Raw genomic sequence first — 15,750 nt, forward strand, 5'->3', positions numbered from 1 at the left:
CCAAGAACCAGAAAAATCACAGGGGGCAGCGGCGTCATGCCGGAGCGCTATTTCAACGAGATGTACCAAGGCGACCATGTCCGCCCCCCGTATGCCGGGCTCGACGCCTGGGCGCGCGACATGCCCGACGAGCTTCGCACGATGAAGCAATCCGAGGCCGAGACCCTGTTCCGCCGCATCGGCATCACCTTTGCCGTCTATGGCGAGGGCGGCAGCCCGGACCGGCTGATCCCCTTCGACATGTTCCCCCGCGTCTTCTCGTCCGGCGAATGGAACCGGCTCGAGCGTGGCATAAAGCAGCGCGCGCGGGCGCTGAACGCCTTTCTCGCCGATGTCTACGACCGCGGCGAGATCGTGCGCGCCGGCCGGATCCCCGGACCGCTGGTCTATATGAACGACGCCTACGAGATCGCCGCCTCGGGTTTCACGCCGCCGCAGGGCGTGTTCAGCCATATCGTCGGCATCGACCTCGTGCGCACCGGCCCCGACGAGTTCTACGTGCTCGAAGACAATTGCCGCACGCCCTCGGGGGTGAGCTACATGCTCGAGAACCGCGAGATCATGATGCGGATGTTCCCGCAGCTTTTCCAGCAGAACCGTATCGCCCCGGTCGAGACCTATCCCGCTTTGCTCAAGCGCACGCTGGCCTCGGTCGCGCCCAAGAAATGCGAGGGCGAGCCGCGAGTTGCAATCCTCACGCCGGGCCATTTCAACAGCGCCTATTACGAACATTCGTTCCTCGCCGACATGATGGGCGTGGATCTGTGCGAGGGGCAGGATCTTTTCGTCGAGGGCGATTTCTGCTGGATGCGCACGACGCAGGGGCCGCGCAAGGTCGACGTGATCTACCGCCGGCTCGACGACGCCTTCCTCGATCCGCTATGTTTCCGGCCCGATTCCATGCTGGGCGTGCCGGGGCTGATGAATGTCTATCGCTCGGGCGGCGTGTCGATCTGCTCGGCGCCGGGGGCGGGCGTGGCCGATGACAAGGCCATCTATACCTATGTCCCCGAGATGATCCGCTTTTACCTCGGCGAAGAGCCGATCCTCAGGAACGTGCCGACATGGCAATGCGCCAAGGCCGACGATTGCGCCTATGTGCTCGAACATCTTGCGGAACTCGTCGTCAAGGAGGTGCACGGCTCGGGCGGCTACGGGATGCTCGTGGGCCCCAAGGCGAGCCGCGCCGAGATCGAGGCCTTCGCCGCCAAGATCCGCGCGAGGCCCGAGAATTACATCGCGCAGCCGACGCTGGCCCTGTCGACCTGCCCGACCTTCGTGGACGAGGGCGTGGCCCCGCGCCATGTCGACCTGCGGCCCTATTGCCTCGTCGGGCGCGAGATCGAACTGGTGCCCGGCGGGCTGACCCGCGTGGCCCTGACCGATGGCAGCCTCGTGGTGAACTCGTCCCAGGGCGGCGGGGTCAAGGATACCTGGGTCCTGGCGGGGGTATGAGCCGATGCTGAGCAGAACCGCCGCCAACCTCTACTGGATGAGCCGCTATGTCGAGCGGGCCGAAACCAATGTCCGCCTGCTCGAGGTGGCCGCACGCCAGGCGCTGCTGCCCGACACCGGCGGGGGCAATCGCAACGAATGGGAATCGGTGCTGCTGGCATCGGGCACCAAGCCCGCTTTCGACCAGAAATACGGCGAGGCGGTCGAGCGCAACGTCGAGACGCACCTGTTCTTCGATCTCGACAACCCCTCTTCGGTCGCGTCCTGCCTGACTCAGGCGCGCGAGAACGGGCGGATCGTGCGCACCGCGCTGACCACTCAGGTCTGGGAGGCGCTGAACAACGCGTGGAGCGAGACGCGCGACCTGGCGCGGCAGGAACGCTCGAGCCTAGCCACCCGCGACCTGGTGGACTGGACCTTGCGCACCACCGCGCTCATCCGCGGCTCGATGCTGGCCACGCAACTGCGCAACGATGGCTGGGATTTCATGAACATCGGCACCTACCTGGAACGGGCCGATTCGACCGCGCGGCTGATCGACGTGAAATACTACGTCCTGCTGCCGCATGTCTCGATGGTGGGCTCGGGGCTCGACAATTACCAGTGGCGCACGCTGCTGCGCGCGCTCAACGGCACGCGCGCCTTTTCGTGGGTCTATGGCGGCGAGGTGACGGCGACCAAGATCGTCGACCTGCTGGTACTCAACCGGATCTTCCCGCGCTCGCTCGTGTCCTCGGTCGACGAGGTCGTGGCCCATCTCGAACGTCTGGGCCGCGCCTATGGCCGGACCACCGACGCCCAGGCCGCCGCGCGCAGCCTGTCCGCGCGGCTCGCCGCGACCGACGCGCCCGCCATCTTCGACGAAGGGCTGCACGATTTCCTGCAGGACTTCATGCGTGAGGTCGGCGCGCTGGGGATCGCCGTGAACCGGGCCTATCTCAGCGGGGACGCAAGATGAAACTCCAGGTCAGCCATACCACGAGCTACAGCTTCGATCCGCCGGTGGCCTCTCTGGTGCAGTCGCTGCGGCTCTGGCCGACCGACTATGCCGGGCAAAGCGTCGCGACATGGTCCGTCACGGTCGAGGACAGCGCCTACGAGCGCGGCGCGGGGTTTCGCGACGGGGCGGGCGACTGGGTCGAGACGGTCTCGATGCGTCAGGTCGGCCGCGCCACGATCCGCGTCGAGGGTGAGGTCGAGACCCGCGACCTGTCGGGCGTGGTGCGCGGCCTGCGCGAAAAGGTCCCGCCCACGGCCTATCTCAGACCCTCGCCGATGACCCGGCTCGACGCGGGGCTGCGCGCGCTCGCCGCCGAGGCCTGCACCGGCGTCGAGAGCGATCTCGACCGCGCGCATTGCCTCGCGCAATCGGTCGCGCGCGCCATCGCCTACGAAAGCGGCACGACCGCCAGCGGCACCACCGCCGCCGAGGCGCTGGCCCAGGGCCGCGGCGTTTGCCAGGACCAGGCACATGCGCTCATCGCCGTGGGGCGCGCCATGGGGATGCCGGGGCGCTATGTGGTGGGCTACCTCCATTCCGGGGCCGATGGCGCGGCGCACCAGGCCAGCCATGCCTGGGCCGAGCTATGGGTCGCGGGCTTGGGCTGGGTGGGCTTCGACGCGGCCAACGGATGCTGCCCCGACGATCGGTATATCCGGCTCGGATCGGGGCTCGATGCGGTGGCCGCCGCGCCGATCCGCGGCAGCGTGTCGAGCGCGTCCGAGGAACGTCTCGACGTCGAGGTCCGTATCCGCGAAGAAGGGCAGCAATAGCCGCGCCCCCGGCCGGCGCGGCGTTGGGAACGACACGGCGATGACCTATTGCGTGGGCCTGCTGCTCAAGGCGGGCATGGTGCTTCTATCCGATACCCGCACGAATGCGGGCGTCGACAATATCTCGACCTATCGCAAGATGTTCACCTTCGAGGATCCGGGCGAGCGGATCGTGGCCATCATGACGGCGGGGTCGCTGTCGGTGACGCAGACGGCGATCGCCCGGCTCGAGGACGAGATCGCCTCGGGCACCGGTCCGTCGCTGATGAGCGCGGACACCATGCTCGGGGTGGCCCAGCATGTCGGCGCCGTGCTGGGCGAGGTCTCGTCGCAGGTGGCCGACCGGATGGGATCAAGGGCGCAGAACGCGCGGGCCTCGATGATCCTCGGCGGTCAGCGCCGCGACGGCGCGATGCGCCTGTTCCTCATCTATCCCGAGGGCAATTTCATCGAGGCGACCGAAGACACGCCCTATCTCCAGATCGGCGAGCACAAATACGGCAAGCCGATCCTCGACCGGGTGGTCACGCCGGATACGAACCTCGTCGACGCGCAGAAGGCCGCGCTTTTATCGATGGATTCGACCCTGCGCTCGAACCTGTCGGTCGGGATGCCGCTCGATCTCATGGTCATCGAGGAAGGGACTCAGCGCAGCGGCCTGCGCCGCCGGATCGAGCCCGACGACCCGGCCTTTCACCGGATGAGCGTCGCGTGGTCCAAGGCGCTCAAGGACGGCTTCACCGAGATCGAGATCTAGGCGCCGTCCCGCGGGCCCGACCCGGCCGACATGGGTATTTGAGAAAGAGAAGACGGGCAGGGCGCATGCCTGTCTGTCTTCTCTTTTTTAAATACCCGATGGCGCAGGGTAGCGGTCCGTGCGCGCGGGGTCCGCTCGGGTCGCGCCGTCGAAATGGGCGGCGATCTCAAAGAGCGCCATTTCGCGCCGCGGGGGCGTTTCCATCAAGACCTCGTGGCGTCCGCCCTCGACCGCGATCAGACGTCCGCCGGGCCACTCGGCCATCCGCCGCGTCACGGCCTTGCGGTCGACGATATGCTCGCGGCTGCCCAGCAGGCACAGCGCCGGCACATCGGGCGAGGGCTCCCTTGCCAGCGCCCGGCATTCGCGCAGCGCGGCGCCGAGCCAGCCCAGCGACGGGCCGGCGAGTGCCAGTTCGGGATGGGTGCGGGTCTGGTCGGCGAGCCAGTCGAAAGTTTCTTCGTCGCCGGTCAGCAGGTTCATCGCAAAGGGTGCGATATCGGCATAGGGGCGTCGGCTCGTCAGGGGCGCGATGGCGTGCCCGCGCCCGCTGGCGATGCCCATCCACGACACCGCCCGTGCGAAGGGCCGCAGAGGCGGGGCGATCGAGATGCCCCACATCGGCGCCGAAAAGGCCGCCCGCGCGACGGGCAGGCCCTGCAAGAGCGCGCGCAACCCGATGGCCCCCCCCATGGAGTGCGCGAGCAGGTGCCACGGCTCGGGCCAGCCTTCGGCGCGTCCGAGGGCGACCATGGCGGCCACGTCGCGCTGATAGTCGCCGAACGCGTCGACATGCCCGCTGAGCGGGTCGGGCGCGATCCGGTCGGCGAGCCCCTGTCCGCGCCAGTCGATCGCCGCGACCGACAGCCCCGACCGCTCCAGCGCGGCCATGGTCGGGCCGTATTTCTCAACATATTCAGTGCGCCCCGGAAACAGCAGCACCGTGCCGCGCCGGCCCGCCATGCAGCACCCGACCCGCAGGCGCACGCCATCCTCGGCGCGGAGCCATTGCGCCTCGGTTCCATCGGGCGCGCGCGCGATATCGGCGTGAAACGGGGCGGAGTCGCGCGTCACAATGCGCGGGCGAGCCGCATCGCCTCGCCCATGTCGCCCTCGATCCCGAGCCGCCCGGTCATGAAGGCCGTGGTGGGGTCGAGATCGCCCTCGAAGATGCGGCGGAACGTCTCGAGCCCGGCCGTCAGCGTCACGCGGGCTGGGTCGTCGGCGGCGCGCGCGCCCGAGGCGTCGAGCGTCACCGCGCCCTCGCCCTCGATGACGAACTTGGCCGATCCGTCATAACTTCCGCCGATCCGGCGGTTCATCTCGGCGACCACCTGGTCGATCGTCTCGCTCATCTCGCGCCCTTTCCTGGCCGATCACCTTCATTTTTGCGATCCCGAGGGTGCATTTCCCCGCCGCGTCGCTATCTTGATGCACGATATGGACCCGCGACCCCTCAATCTCAAACCGTTCCTCGCGATTGCGGCGCTTGCGCTATGGATTGCGCCCGCATCCGCGCAGGATCGGCTCGATTCGCTTTTCGATGCGCTGCGAACGGCCCAGGGATCGGATGCCGAGCAGATCGCGGGCAAGATCGCCAGCGAATGGTCGAAATCGGGATCGCCGACGCTCGACTACCTGCTCGACCGGGGGCGCGCGGCGCTTGACGAGGGCGAGACGGCGCGCGCGATCTTTCATCTCGGGGCCGCGATAGACCACGCCCCCGATTTCGCCGAAGGCTACAACCTGCGCGCCACGGCCTATTTCCTCGAGGGTCAGTTCGGCCCCGCGCTCGAGGATATCCGCCGCGCGCTGACGCTCAACCCGCGGCATTTCGGGGCGATGACGGGTCTTGCCGTGATCTTGCAGGATATCGGAGAGCCCGAGGCGGCGCTCGAGGTGTGGCGTTCGGTCGCGCGTCTCTATCCCGCCAATCCGCAGGCCGAGATGGCCATCCCGAAACTCGAGCGCGAGGTGGACGGGCTGCCGCTTTGAGGCCGCGCACGGGGTTGCACCCGGCGCGGCGGCGCGCAACCTGTCGCCCGACTTTCACGGAGCCCCGAGATGGGACGGATCACGGCGGTTCTCGGCCCCACGAATACGGGCAAGACCCATTACGCGCTGGAACGGATGCTGGGCCATCGCACCGGCATCATCGGCCTGCCGCTGCGCCTGCTCGCGCGCGAGGTCTATGACCGGCTGGTCGCGTTGCGCGGGCCGTCGGTCGTGGCGCTCGTCACCGGCGAAGAGCGGATCGTGCCCGAGCGCACCGCCTACTGGGTCTGCACGGTCGAGGCCATGCCCGAGGCAATGGGTGCCGATTTCCTCGCTATAGACGAGATCCAGCTTTGCGGCGACCCCGAGCGGGGCCATGTCTTTACCGACCGGCTCTTGCGGGCGCGGGGCACGCACGAGACCCTGTTCCTCGGCGCCGAAACGATGCGCCCGGCAATCGCCGCATTGGTGCCCGAGGCGCATTTCCTGCGGCGCGAGCGGTTTTCCGAGCTGCTTTATACCGGCAGCCGCAAGCTCAGCCGGATGAAGCCGCGTTCGGCCATCGTCGGCTTTTCGGTCGAGAACGTTTATGCCATCGCCGAGCTCCTGCGCCGTCAGAAGGGGGGCGCGGCGGTCGTCATGGGCGCGCTCAGCCCGCGTACGCGCAACGCCCAGGTCGAGATGTACCAGAACGGCGATGTCGACTATCTCGTGGCGACGGATGCGATCGGGATGGGTCTGAACCTCGATATCGAGCACGTGGCTTTCAGCTCGACTCGCAAGTTCGACGGGCGGCGGATGCGCGATCTTCAGTCGAACGAACTGGCGCAGATCGCCGGGCGGGCGGGGCGCTATACGACCGACGGCACCTTTGGCGTGACGGGCGAGGCATCGCCGCTCGATGACGGCGTCGTCGATGCCATCGTGCAGAACCGGTTCGCGCCGCTCAGGACGCTGCAATGGCGCAACGCGGCGTTGCGTTTCGGCACGGTCGAGGCGCTGATCGCCTCGCTCGAGATGCGGCCCGAGGACGAGCGCCTGACCCCTGCGCGCCAGGCCGACGATCTGGCCGCGCTCAAGGAGCTGGCCGACGATCCCGCGATCCATCGCACGCTGGGCGATGCGCGCGACGTGCGGCTGCTTTGGGACGTGTGCCGGATTCCCGATTTCCGCGGCATCTCGCCGGGGGAACATGCGGGGCTGCTCGCGCGTATCTTTCGTGACCTCAGGGAATGGGGGCGGGTGCCCGACGATTGGCTCGCGCGCCAGGTCAAGCGGATCGACCGGATCGACGGCGATATCGACGCGCTGTCCAAGCGTCTGGCCTATATCCGCACCTGGACCTACGTGGCGCAGCGCAAGGGTTGGGTCGATGACGAAGCGCATTGGCGCGGGGCGACCCGCGCTGTAGAAGATCGGCTGTCGGATGCCCTTCACCAGGCGCTGACCCAGCGATTCGTGGATCGGCGTACATCCGTGCTGCTGCGCCGGCTCAAGCAGAAGGAGAGCCTCTTGGCCGATGTGAACGACAAGGGCGAAGTCACCGTCGAGGGCCAGTTCGTCGGCCGGATCGAGGGGTTTCGGTTCCGGCAGGACAAGGCGTCGTCGCCCGACGAGGCCCGGACCCTGCGCCAGGCGAGCGCCGCGGCGCTGGCCCCGCAATTCCACCTGCGCGCCGACCGGTTCTACAACGCGCCCGATACCGAGATCGACGTGACCGAGCAGGGCGGCCTGATGTGGGGCGACCAGGCGGTCGGCAAGCTCGCGCGTGGCGATGACGCGATGAAACCGCGGATCGAGCCTTTCGTCGACGAAGAGGCCGGGGACGAGGTGCGCCAGAAGGTCGAGCGGCGGCTGCGCCACTATCTCGACCGGCGGATCGCCGCCCTGTTCGAGCCGCTGATCGCGATGCAGTCGGACGAGGCGCTGACCGGTCTGCCGCGCGGCTTTGCGTTCCGCCTGGTCGAGCGCATGGGCGTGATCGCGCGGAACGAGGTGTCCTCCGAGGTCAAGGAGCTGGACCAGCAGGCGCGCGGGGCGCTGCGCCGCCACGGGGTCCGGTTCGGCCAGTTCACCGTGTTCCTGCCCGCCTTGCTCAAGCCCGCGCCGACGCGGATGCGGCTCGTGCTTTGGTCGCTCTGGCAGGGTTTCGACCAGTTTCCCGAAAGCCCTCCGCCGGGATTGGTGACGATCCCGGTGATCGAGGGCGTGCCCGAAGGCACCTATCTCATGTCTGGATATATGCGGGCGGGCGAACGCGCCATCCGCATCGACATGCTAGAGCGTCTTGCCGACATGATCCGCGGCGAGAACACGCGCGCAGGTTTCGAGGCGAGCGCCGACATGCTGTCGATCACGGGCATGACGCTGGACCAGTTCGCCGGGCTGATGCAGGGGCTCGGCTATTCCGCGGAACGGGGCGAGCGGGCCAAGAAACGCGCAGCCCCCGCGGGCAGCGCGGCGGCGGCCGATGCTTCGGGCACAACCCCCGAGTCGGCCCCGGACGAAGCGCCGGCGCCCGAACCCGAGGCCGGGGAAGCCGGCCCCGAGGTCGAGACCGCGCAGCACGAAGAAGATGCCGCCCCGGCAACGGAGCAGCCGGACGCGCAAGCCGATCCGGCGCCCGAGACCGACGCGCCCGTATCCGGGGAATCCGACGCGCCCGCGCCCGAGACCGAGGTGTTCTATACCTTTGCTTGGGTCGGGACGCGCCGCCCGCGCGAACCCCGACGCGATGGAGAGCGTCGCGGGGCCGGTGCCAAGGGTGGCGGAGCGGGCAAGGGCAAGCGGCCGCCGAAGGGCGCGCCCAAGGGCGAGCGTCGCGGCAAACCGGCGGCCGCCAGCGCGGCGCCCCCGCGCCGCGACAAGCCCATCGACCCCGACAATCCCTTTGCCGAGGCGCTGATGGGGCTCAAGGACAGCAAGTGAGCGAGGGCTCGGTCGACGGGGCGATCCGCCTCGACAAGTGGCTGTTCTATGCGCGGTTCTTCAAGACCCGCTCGCTTGCCGCGGGGATCGTGCGCGCGGGCAACGTGCGGGTGAACGGCGTGCGCGTCTCGAAACCCTCGGCCTGCGTCCGTCCGGGCGATACGCTCAGTTTCGCGCAGGGCCGCGCGGTTCGGGTGGTGACGGTCCTCGCCCCCGGCGAAAGACGCGGCCCCGCGCCCGAGGCGCAGGGGCTCTACGACGACCGCTCGCCCCCGCCGCCGCCCGCGACGCCCCGCGCGCCGGCCTATGACGGTGGCGGGCGCCCGACCAAGCGCGACCGCCGCGCCCTGCCGCAGAAGGGCGACGGCGATCTGTGACCGACACCGGTTGAAGGCCCGCGCCGCAAGGTCTAGGTGACACTCGGATCACGACCGGGACACCTATCATGACTTATATCGTCAACGATAACTGCATCGCCTGCAAATATACCGACTGCGTCGAGGTTTGCCCCGTGGACTGTTTCTACGAGGGCGAGAACATGCTGGTGATCCATCCCGACGAGTGCATCGATTGCGGCGTCTGCGAGCCGGAATGCCCCGCCGATGCGATCCGCCCCGACACCGATCCCGAAGCCGAGAAATGGGTCGAGTTCAACCGCAAGTACTCCGAAGCGTGGCCGGTCATCGTGACCAAGAAAGACCCGCTGCCGACGGCCGAGGAGATGGACGGAAAGCCCGGCAAGATGTCCCTCTTTTCCGAGGCGCCGGGCGAAGGCGGTTGAGCGCGGCACCCGGCCGCGCATGATGCCCGCCCCGTTGCACCGGGCAAGCGGCCCGGAATCTGACGGCTTCTCCGGGCGGCGTTTTTATGATATGGTGTCGTCAAGGTAACAGAACGGTCGGCCGTATTCATCGGTGCGACTCGGGGCGGCGGGATGCGAATGCAGTCCCGGCGCCCTTTCTGCGGCCTGTGCCTGGGGCCTGGAAAGGAACAAGTCTGCCATGTCGAAAGCCAAGAAACCGGATTTCCGTCCGAACGAGTTCGTCGTCTATCCCGCGCATGGCGTGGGCCAGATCGTGCGTATCGAAAAGCAGGAAATCGCCGGGCTGGAACTTGAACTCTTCGTGATCTCCTTCGAGAAGGACAAGATGACGCTGCGCGTGCCGACCGACAAGGCGGTCGTGGTGGGGATGCGTCCGCTCAGCTCGCCCGACGTGGTGAGCAAGGCGATGGCGACCCTCAAGGGCAAGGCCCGCGTCAAAAAGGCGATGTGGTCGCGTCGCGCGCAGGAATACGAGCAAAAGATCAACTCGGGCGACCTGATCGCCATCGCCGAGGTCGTGCGCGATCTGCACCGCGCGGACGATCAGCGTGAGCAGAGCTATTCCGAGCGCCAGCTTTACGAGCAGGCGCTCGAGCGGCTGACCCGCGAGATCGGCGCCATCTCGGGCGAGGACGAGGCGAGCGCGCAGGCCCAGATCGATTCGGTCCTGACCAGCCGCAAGCCCGCCGCGGCCTGACGCCATAGCTTCGCACGAGACAGGGGGCCGCGCCGGCAATGGCGCGGCCCCTTTCGTTTTTGGGGCCGCTCAGGCCACGTTTGGATCGGCGCGGCGATGGTCGTCGGCCTCGAAATCCTCGTCGTCATCGTCATCCTGCCGACGGCGCCTGAGCTCGTCATACTTGGCCGACAGCACGCTTTCGAGCTCGGTATCGAGGGCGCGCGCGCGCTCCATGTAATCGTCGTTCTTGGCGATCGGCACGCCGGGTTTCCACAGCTCGGCCAGTTCGCGCAGCGCCGAACGGTCGATCTGGTAGAACGCCTTCTCCATCTCGGCAGCCTCGAACTCGGAAAGGCCGATATTCTCGAGCACGTAACGCCCGGCCCGCAGCGACGAATCGAACACCTCCCGCACGATATCGTCGGCCCCCGCGCGGTAGAGTTCGTAGACATGGTTGCGGTCATAGGCACGGGCGATGATGTGGATGTCGGGGCGTTCCTTGCGGGCATAGCGCACCAGCGCCGTGACCTGTGCGGGCTGATCCATCGTTGCCACCAGCACCCGCGCATCGTGCAACCCCGCGGCGAGCAAAAGCTCGGGCCGGGTCGGGTCGCCGAAGAACCCCTTGAAGCCGAATTTCCGCATGAGCTGGATCGTGTCGAGGTCATGGTCCAGCACGACGGTTTCGAACCCCGCGAGTTGCAGCATCCGGTTGACCACCTGACCGAAGCGCCCGATCCCGGCGATGATGATCGGGGCGGTGTGGTCGATCTCGTCATGGGGCAGGGCGGGGCCGTCATCGTCCGAAAGCCGTTTTGAGATCTGCTCGAACAGGATGAAGAACAGCGGCGTTAGCAGCATCGACATGGCGATGACCAAAAGCAGGATCTCGCCCAGCGCCATCCCCAGCACCCCGGTCTGAAGCGCGAAGGACGACAGCACAAAGCCGAACTCCCCCGCCTGGGCCAGCCCCAGCGTGAACAGCCAGCGATCCGTGGGCTTGAGCTTGAAGATCAGAGCCAGCGCATAAAGCACCAGCCCCTTCACGATCATCAACCCAAGCGCGAGCCCGAGCACGAAGCCGGGATTCTCGAGCAGGAGCGGAACCGAGATCCCCGCGCCGACGGTGATGAAGAAAAGCCCCAGCAGCAGACCCTTGAACGGCTCGATATCGGATTCGAGCTCGTGCCGGAACTCGGAGTTGGCCAGCACGACGCCGGCAAGAAAGGTGCCCAAAGCCGGCGAAAGCCCCAGCAGCGTCATGACAAAGGCGATGGCGATGACGATCAGGAGGGCGAGCGCGACATAGAGCTCGCGCAGCCGCGCGCGGTGGACGAACCGAAACAGGGGCCGCGTGCCGAAAATGCCAAGCAGGATGATCCCCGCGATGGCCGCCAATGTCAGCAGCGTGACCCCCCAGGCCGGAAGGCGGTCGACCAGCAGCATCGCCGCCTCGACCTGCGCCGCTGGCGTGGTTTCGGCGCCGGACGGGAGGCTGCCGCCGGGATCGGGCGCGCCGCCGACCTGGCCCACCGCCAGGAGCGGCATGAGCGCCAGCATCGGGATCACCGCGATATCCTGCATCAGCAGGACCGAGAACGAGGACCGACCGCCCGCCGTCTGCATCAGCCGCTTTTCGTTCAGCGTCTGCAGCACGATAGCGGTCGAGGACAGCGAAAAGATCATGGCGACCGCGATGGCCTCGCCCGGCGCGAGCCCGAGCGCGAGCCCCGCGCCACCCACCAGAGCCATGGTGATCATGATCTGTGCACCGCCCAGCCCGATCAGCCGGTGGCGCATCTTCCAGACCGCGCGCGGCTCGAGCTCGAGCCCGATCAGGAACAGCATCATGACCACGCCGAACTCGGCGAAATGCTGCAAATCCTGCGTTTCCGACCCGACAAGGCCCAGAACCGGCCCGATCAGGATTCCGGCGGCCAGGTATCCCAGCACCGAGCCGAGGCCCAGCCGCGCGGCCAGCGGCACCGCCACCACCGCGGCCGTCAGGTAGACCGTCGCCTGAAAGAGAAAGGTTTCCATCGCGTCTCCGTCTCGCCGTGCCCCGATCCATCGGCCGGGACGGCGTCATCGCGGAGGATAGTCCGCCGGGGGGCAGATCGCCACCGCCGGGACGCGGGGTCAGCCCGCGGGCATCTGCAGGGTAAAGACGCGGCTGCCCTTTTGATATTGCAAAAGGTTGTCGCCTATGGCGCGGACCTGACCACCATCGACCCGGTCGCCGACCTTGACCTTCTGGAACCGCCCCGAGGGCAGGCGGATCAGCGCGCGGCGGCTATTTGCGCTGCCATAGACGCCGATCAGGTTGATCTGGTTGAGACGCAGCACGTTGGCCTCGGTCGCGCGGGCGGCGACGCTGCCACCCGTCGGCCCCGAGGGGCGGACCACGGCGGCGGCCTGCGCCACGCGGACCGGTTGCGCCGCCGGCTGCTGCGTCGCGCGCCGTTCGACCGTTGCGGGCCGCGTCGTGGGCCGGATGGAGCGGGCGACGGCGGCAGGGTTCGTCGGCGCGGGCGCGACCTGCGGCACGATGGCCGCCAGTGCCGAGGCGGCGGCGGCGGCCGCGGCGGCGGCCTCAGCCTCGCGTCGGGGGCCGTCATCGGCGGGGGCGGCGGGCTCCTGCCGCAGGGCGACCGCCTCGGCCAGCGCATCGGCGATGGCGCCGGCATCCGGTCCGGCGGGGGCGGGCACGCTCAGCGATGCGGGCCGCGCGCGGGGCAGTCCGGGCGATGCCGCGGCATCGGCGGGCGCCGCCGCGGGCGCCGCGCTGTCGGTCGGGCGGGCACGTGGCGTCATGCCGATACCCGCGCGGGACAAGAGCGAAGCGGCCGATGCTCCCTCGACCGTGTCGGCGCGGGCCACCTCGATCACTTCGGTATCGGCCTGCGTCTCGGGGGCGGGATCGGCCGCATCGTCGGAACGCTCGGTCGTCTCGCCGGGGCGAAGCGGCGGCACGCGCGGCGGCGTGCCATCGGTGATCGGGATCACGACCCGGCTTTCGTCCTGCGATTCGGCGGTGGCGTTGGTCTCGGGGGCGTCCTGCGGTGCGGTCGCGTCGGGCGCGTCGACCATGCGCGCCGGCCGATCGGGCGTTGCGGGCGGGACGAGGGCGGGGCGGCCGGCGGTGACGCGCACGCCCGCGGGCGAGACCACGCCTTCGGGCGTCGCGATGACGCGCCCGGCCTCGTCCAGATCGAACCGCGTGCCCGCCGGGGGCGGCGGGATCAGCGGTGGCGGGGCGGTCACGGTCGACAGATCGGGCACCGCGACCTCGGCCAGGTCCGAACGCGGGGCCGAAAGCACCGTCTCGCCGCCCACCTCCTCGACGGTGTCGCTGGCGGGTTCGTTCGGCACGGGCGGGGATTCGGCATCGACGCCGGTCGCGGCGTAGCGGCCCGTCTCGCTCGCCCCGGCCGGGCGGTCGAGCGGATCGTCGACGCCCGCGGCGTCCGGGTCGGGCGCGGTATCGGGTGCGTCGATATCGGGCAGGTCGGCCGCGGTTTCGATCTCGGGGCGGTCGGGCGCGGTCTCGGGGGCGACCGGGTCCGCGTCGGTCGCAGCCGTTTCGGGTACTTCGGCCGCGGGCGCGAGGGCCGAGGTCTCGGTCGGGTCCACATCGGCCTCGCCGCCCAGCAGGAACACCGCCGACCAGATGACCAGCGCCAGCACCAGCGCGACGATCACGCCGATCACGATGGGCAGGACGCTGGACAGGCGCGAGCCCTGCTCGAAATTGCGCGCGCCGAACACGGTCAGCGCCTCGGCCTCGGTCATCGGCGGATCGGCCTTGACCGGGCTGGGTGGCGGCACGACGGCCGGCGCCGGCTTGCCGTTATCCGGCTTGCCCTCGGGCGGCTTGACCTGCCGCGCCTTGGGCGAGGGGGCCGCCGCGGCCGGGGCGCGCTTGTCGGCGGATGGCGCGGGCTTGGATGTCTTGACCTCGGCCACGGGTTTCGGACCGCCGGCGGCCGGTTTCGCCGGGGTGACGGGGCCGATCACGCCCGAGATATCGGGCTCTTCGCGGATCGAGCGTCGGGCGGGACCGGCGCCGCCATCGGGCAGCATCGCGATCCGCGAGGCGATCCGGTCGAGCGACGAAGTCGCGGGCGCGGCAGACGCGGCTGCCAGCGCGGCGGGGCCCGCCGCCGCCGGCGCGCGGCGCGAGCTGAAGGATGGTGCGGGGGCGGCGTCGGCATCTTCGTGCCGCGCCTCGGGGATGCCCTCCGCTGCGGAATTGCGGACGGGTGCCGGTGCGGGGGGTGTCGGCTCCGCCGGTTCCTCTTCGCGGCGTTTGGGGTCGAAGACCGGGTTCGGCTCGGGATCGATCTCGGGGCGCCGGGGGGCGGGCTTGGCCGCGGGGGCCGGCATGGGCGCCGGTTTCGGCGTGGCCTCGGGCCGCGCCGGGCGATCCGTCATATCGGACGAGCCGCCCGCGTCGCCATCCTGCCTTGCGGGTTTCGCATCCGTCGCAGATTTCGCCTCATCCGCTGCGGGTTTCGCCTCCGTCGCCGGGCGCGCGACCGCGGCATGCGAATCATCTGCCGCATCCGGTTTGGCGGGGGGGATCGCGTCCTGCTTTGCCGCATCGTCCGCGGGGGGCGCCTTGTCGGTTTCGTCGCCGTCGCTGCCCGATGGAGCGGGTTGCGCGGGCCGGGACGCCGCCGCCTCCGCAGCCGCCTCTGCCGCGGCCTTCTGCGCGGCAGTGGGCGGCAGCGGCTGGCCCGCGATCGAGGTCTTGCCAAGCGCGACGCCCGTATCGAACACGCCCTTGCGCGGGGCGGCGCCAAAGCTCTGCGGGTTCAGCCCGTGGGCCGCGGCGAAATCCTCGGCCTGTTTCAGCGTTTCGCGGGCGACGGCGGCCAGCGCGACCTTGCCCTTGCCGCGCGCCTTCCAGACATAGCGCAGATCCGCGAGGTCATAGGGCGTCAGCCCGTCGAGCTCGGCGCGGATCGCGGTTTCGCGGGCCTCTTTCTCTTCGGGCTCGATCTCGAGGTTGAGAAACAGCACCTCGGTATGCGGGATCAAGAGCTCGGTCGTCACCGGCCCGTCGATCTCGGCCTCGGCCTCTTTCCTGAGATCCTCCATCCGGGTGTCGAAATGGGGATCGTCCAGCCGGATCTCGCCGAAAGGCTCGGTATCGGGCGCACCGCGGCGCAGCAGGCGCACGCCGTCATCGGTGAAATCGAGAAGGAAGGGCGTCGTCATGTCCGGGCCTTACCACGAAAGAGCGAGCGGCAAACAGGGACCGCCGGCCGTGGTTGAGAAGTACAGCAGAATCCCGCCGAATGAAAGAAATGCGCCTGTCTGCCAAAGGTTATGCCC

At 69.0% G+C, this 15,750-nt stretch carries 13 protein-coding genes; 9 read left to right on the forward strand and 4 right to left on the reverse strand.

Annotated features, from left to right (window positions below; all coding sequences use genetic code 11):
• Window positions 1-36 precede the first annotated feature (36 nt).
• From E2L08_RS02715 to E2L08_RS02730, 4 genes are read left to right on the forward strand one after another with little or no spacing between them, the layout of a single operon-like run.
• A complete protein-coding gene (locus E2L08_RS02715) occupies window positions 37-1,455 on the forward strand; it encodes a circularly permuted type 2 ATP-grasp protein (protein ID WP_133395527.1) in 1,419 nt (472 codons plus the stop codon).
• A gap of 4 nt (window positions 1,456-1,459) precedes the next feature.
• Entirely contained in the window at window positions 1,460-2,413 is a 954-nt protein-coding gene (locus tag E2L08_RS02720; RefSeq protein WP_133395528.1) for an alpha-E domain-containing protein, read from the forward strand.
• Complete coding sequence (locus E2L08_RS02725; RefSeq protein ID WP_133395529.1) at window positions 2,410-3,228, forward strand: transglutaminase family protein; 819 nt, start codon at window positions 2,410-2,412, stop codon at window positions 3,226-3,228. Before E2L08_RS02720 ends, E2L08_RS02725 begins: the two co-directional genes overlap by 4 nt.
• A gap of 40 nt (window positions 3,229-3,268) precedes the next feature.
• Window positions 3,269-3,985, forward strand: a complete 717-nt coding sequence (locus E2L08_RS02730) for a proteasome-type protease (RefSeq protein ID WP_133395530.1) — start codon at window positions 3,269-3,271, stop codon at window positions 3,983-3,985.
• A gap of 87 nt (window positions 3,986-4,072) precedes the next feature.
• Here the strand turns inward: E2L08_RS02730 and E2L08_RS02735 are convergent, their stop codons facing one another.
• Both E2L08_RS02735 and E2L08_RS02740 read right to left on the reverse strand, forming a co-directional pair.
• Window positions 4,073-5,059 carry an alpha/beta fold hydrolase gene (locus E2L08_RS02735; RefSeq protein WP_240758003.1) on the reverse strand — a complete coding sequence of 329 codons (987 nt, stop codon included), beginning with the start codon at window positions 5,057-5,059 and terminating at the stop codon, window positions 4,073-4,075.
• Window positions 5,056-5,340 carry an SCP2 sterol-binding domain-containing protein gene (locus tag E2L08_RS02740; protein WP_133395532.1) on the reverse strand — a complete coding sequence of 95 codons (285 nt, stop codon included), beginning with the start codon at window positions 5,338-5,340 and terminating at the stop codon, window positions 5,056-5,058. The genes E2L08_RS02735 and E2L08_RS02740 overlap by 4 nt, the downstream gene beginning before the upstream one ends.
• An 85-nt stretch (window positions 5,341-5,425) precedes the next feature.
• Here E2L08_RS02740 and E2L08_RS02745 point away from each other — a divergent pair, with 85 nt between their 5' ends.
• The 5 genes from E2L08_RS02745 (at window position 5,426) to E2L08_RS02765 (ending at window position 10,428) form a co-directional block, all read left to right on the forward strand.
• Window positions 5,426-5,980 (forward strand): tetratricopeptide repeat protein, encoded by a 555-nt coding sequence (locus tag E2L08_RS02745; protein WP_133395533.1) that lies wholly within the window; start codon window positions 5,426-5,428, stop codon window positions 5,978-5,980.
• A 69-nt stretch (window positions 5,981-6,049) separates the two neighbouring features.
• On the forward strand, window positions 6,050-8,908 hold the full coding sequence (locus tag E2L08_RS02750; protein ID WP_133395534.1) for a helicase-related protein: 2,859 nt from the start codon (window positions 6,050-6,052) through the stop codon (window positions 8,906-8,908).
• Window positions 8,905-9,285 (forward strand): RNA-binding S4 domain-containing protein, encoded by a 381-nt coding sequence (locus E2L08_RS02755; protein ID WP_133395535.1) that lies wholly within the window; start codon window positions 8,905-8,907, stop codon window positions 9,283-9,285. Before E2L08_RS02750 ends, E2L08_RS02755 begins: the two co-directional genes overlap by 4 nt.
• A 68-nt stretch (window positions 9,286-9,353) precedes the next feature.
• Window positions 9,354-9,689, forward strand: a complete 336-nt coding sequence (fdxA, locus tag E2L08_RS02760; protein WP_133395536.1) for a ferredoxin FdxA — start codon at window positions 9,354-9,356, stop codon at window positions 9,687-9,689.
• Window positions 9,690-9,909: 220 nt separating this feature from the next.
• Window positions 9,910-10,428 carry a CarD family transcriptional regulator gene (locus tag E2L08_RS02765; protein ID WP_133395537.1) on the forward strand — a complete coding sequence of 173 codons (519 nt, stop codon included), beginning with the start codon at window positions 9,910-9,912 and terminating at the stop codon, window positions 10,426-10,428.
• Window positions 10,429-10,497: 69 nt separating this feature from the next.
• On the opposite strand, the gene E2L08_RS02770 is transcribed toward E2L08_RS02765, so the two are convergent.
• Together E2L08_RS02770 and E2L08_RS02775 are read right to left on the reverse strand one after the other, a co-directional pair.
• The gene (locus E2L08_RS02770; RefSeq protein WP_133395538.1) at window positions 10,498-12,450 is read right to left on the reverse strand and encodes a cation:proton antiporter domain-containing protein; all 1,953 of its coding nucleotides are present in this window, start codon (window positions 12,448-12,450) and stop codon (window positions 10,498-10,500) included.
• A 99-nt stretch (window positions 12,451-12,549) separates the two neighbouring features.
• Entirely contained in the window at window positions 12,550-15,633 is a 3,084-nt protein-coding gene (locus tag E2L08_RS02775; protein WP_133395539.1) for a hypothetical protein, read from the reverse strand.
• Window positions 15,634-15,750 lie beyond the last annotated feature (117 nt).

Source organism: Palleronia sediminis (assembly GCF_004358695.1).
In the GTDB taxonomy this organism is placed as follows: Bacteria; Pseudomonadota; Alphaproteobacteria; order Rhodobacterales; family Rhodobacteraceae; genus Palleronia; species Palleronia sediminis.

Bases quoted from the DNA above. Each gene is read 5' to 3' on its own strand.
- E2L08_RS02715 (WP_133395527.1), top strand. From the start codon at position 37: ATGCCGGAGCGCTATTTCAACGAGATGTACCAAGGCGACCATGTCCGC.
- E2L08_RS02720 (WP_133395528.1), top strand. From the start codon at position 1,460: ATGCTGAGCAGAACCGCCGCCAACCTCTACTGGATGAGCCGCTATGTC.
- E2L08_RS02725 (WP_133395529.1), top strand. From the start codon at position 2,410: ATGAAACTCCAGGTCAGCCATACCACGAGCTACAGCTTCGATCCGCCG.
- E2L08_RS02730 (WP_133395530.1), top strand. From the start codon at position 3,269: ATGACCTATTGCGTGGGCCTGCTGCTCAAGGCGGGCATGGTGCTTCTA.
- E2L08_RS02740 (WP_133395532.1), bottom strand. From the start codon at position 5,340: ATGAGCGAGACGATCGACCAGGTGGTCGCCGAGATGAACCGCCGGATC.
- E2L08_RS02745 (WP_133395533.1), top strand. From the start codon at position 5,426: ATGGACCCGCGACCCCTCAATCTCAAACCGTTCCTCGCGATTGCGGCG.
- E2L08_RS02750 (WP_133395534.1), top strand. From the start codon at position 6,050: ATGGGACGGATCACGGCGGTTCTCGGCCCCACGAATACGGGCAAGACC.
- fdxA (WP_133395536.1), top strand. From the start codon at position 9,354: ATGACTTATATCGTCAACGATAACTGCATCGCCTGCAAATATACCGAC.
- E2L08_RS02765 (WP_133395537.1), top strand. From the start codon at position 9,910: ATGTCGAAAGCCAAGAAACCGGATTTCCGTCCGAACGAGTTCGTCGTC.
- E2L08_RS02770 (WP_133395538.1), bottom strand. From the start codon at position 12,450: ATGGAAACCTTTCTCTTTCAGGCGACGGTCTACCTGACGGCCGCGGTG.
- E2L08_RS02775 (WP_133395539.1), bottom strand. From the start codon at position 15,633: ATGACGACGCCCTTCCTTCTCGATTTCACCGATGACGGCGTGCGCCTG.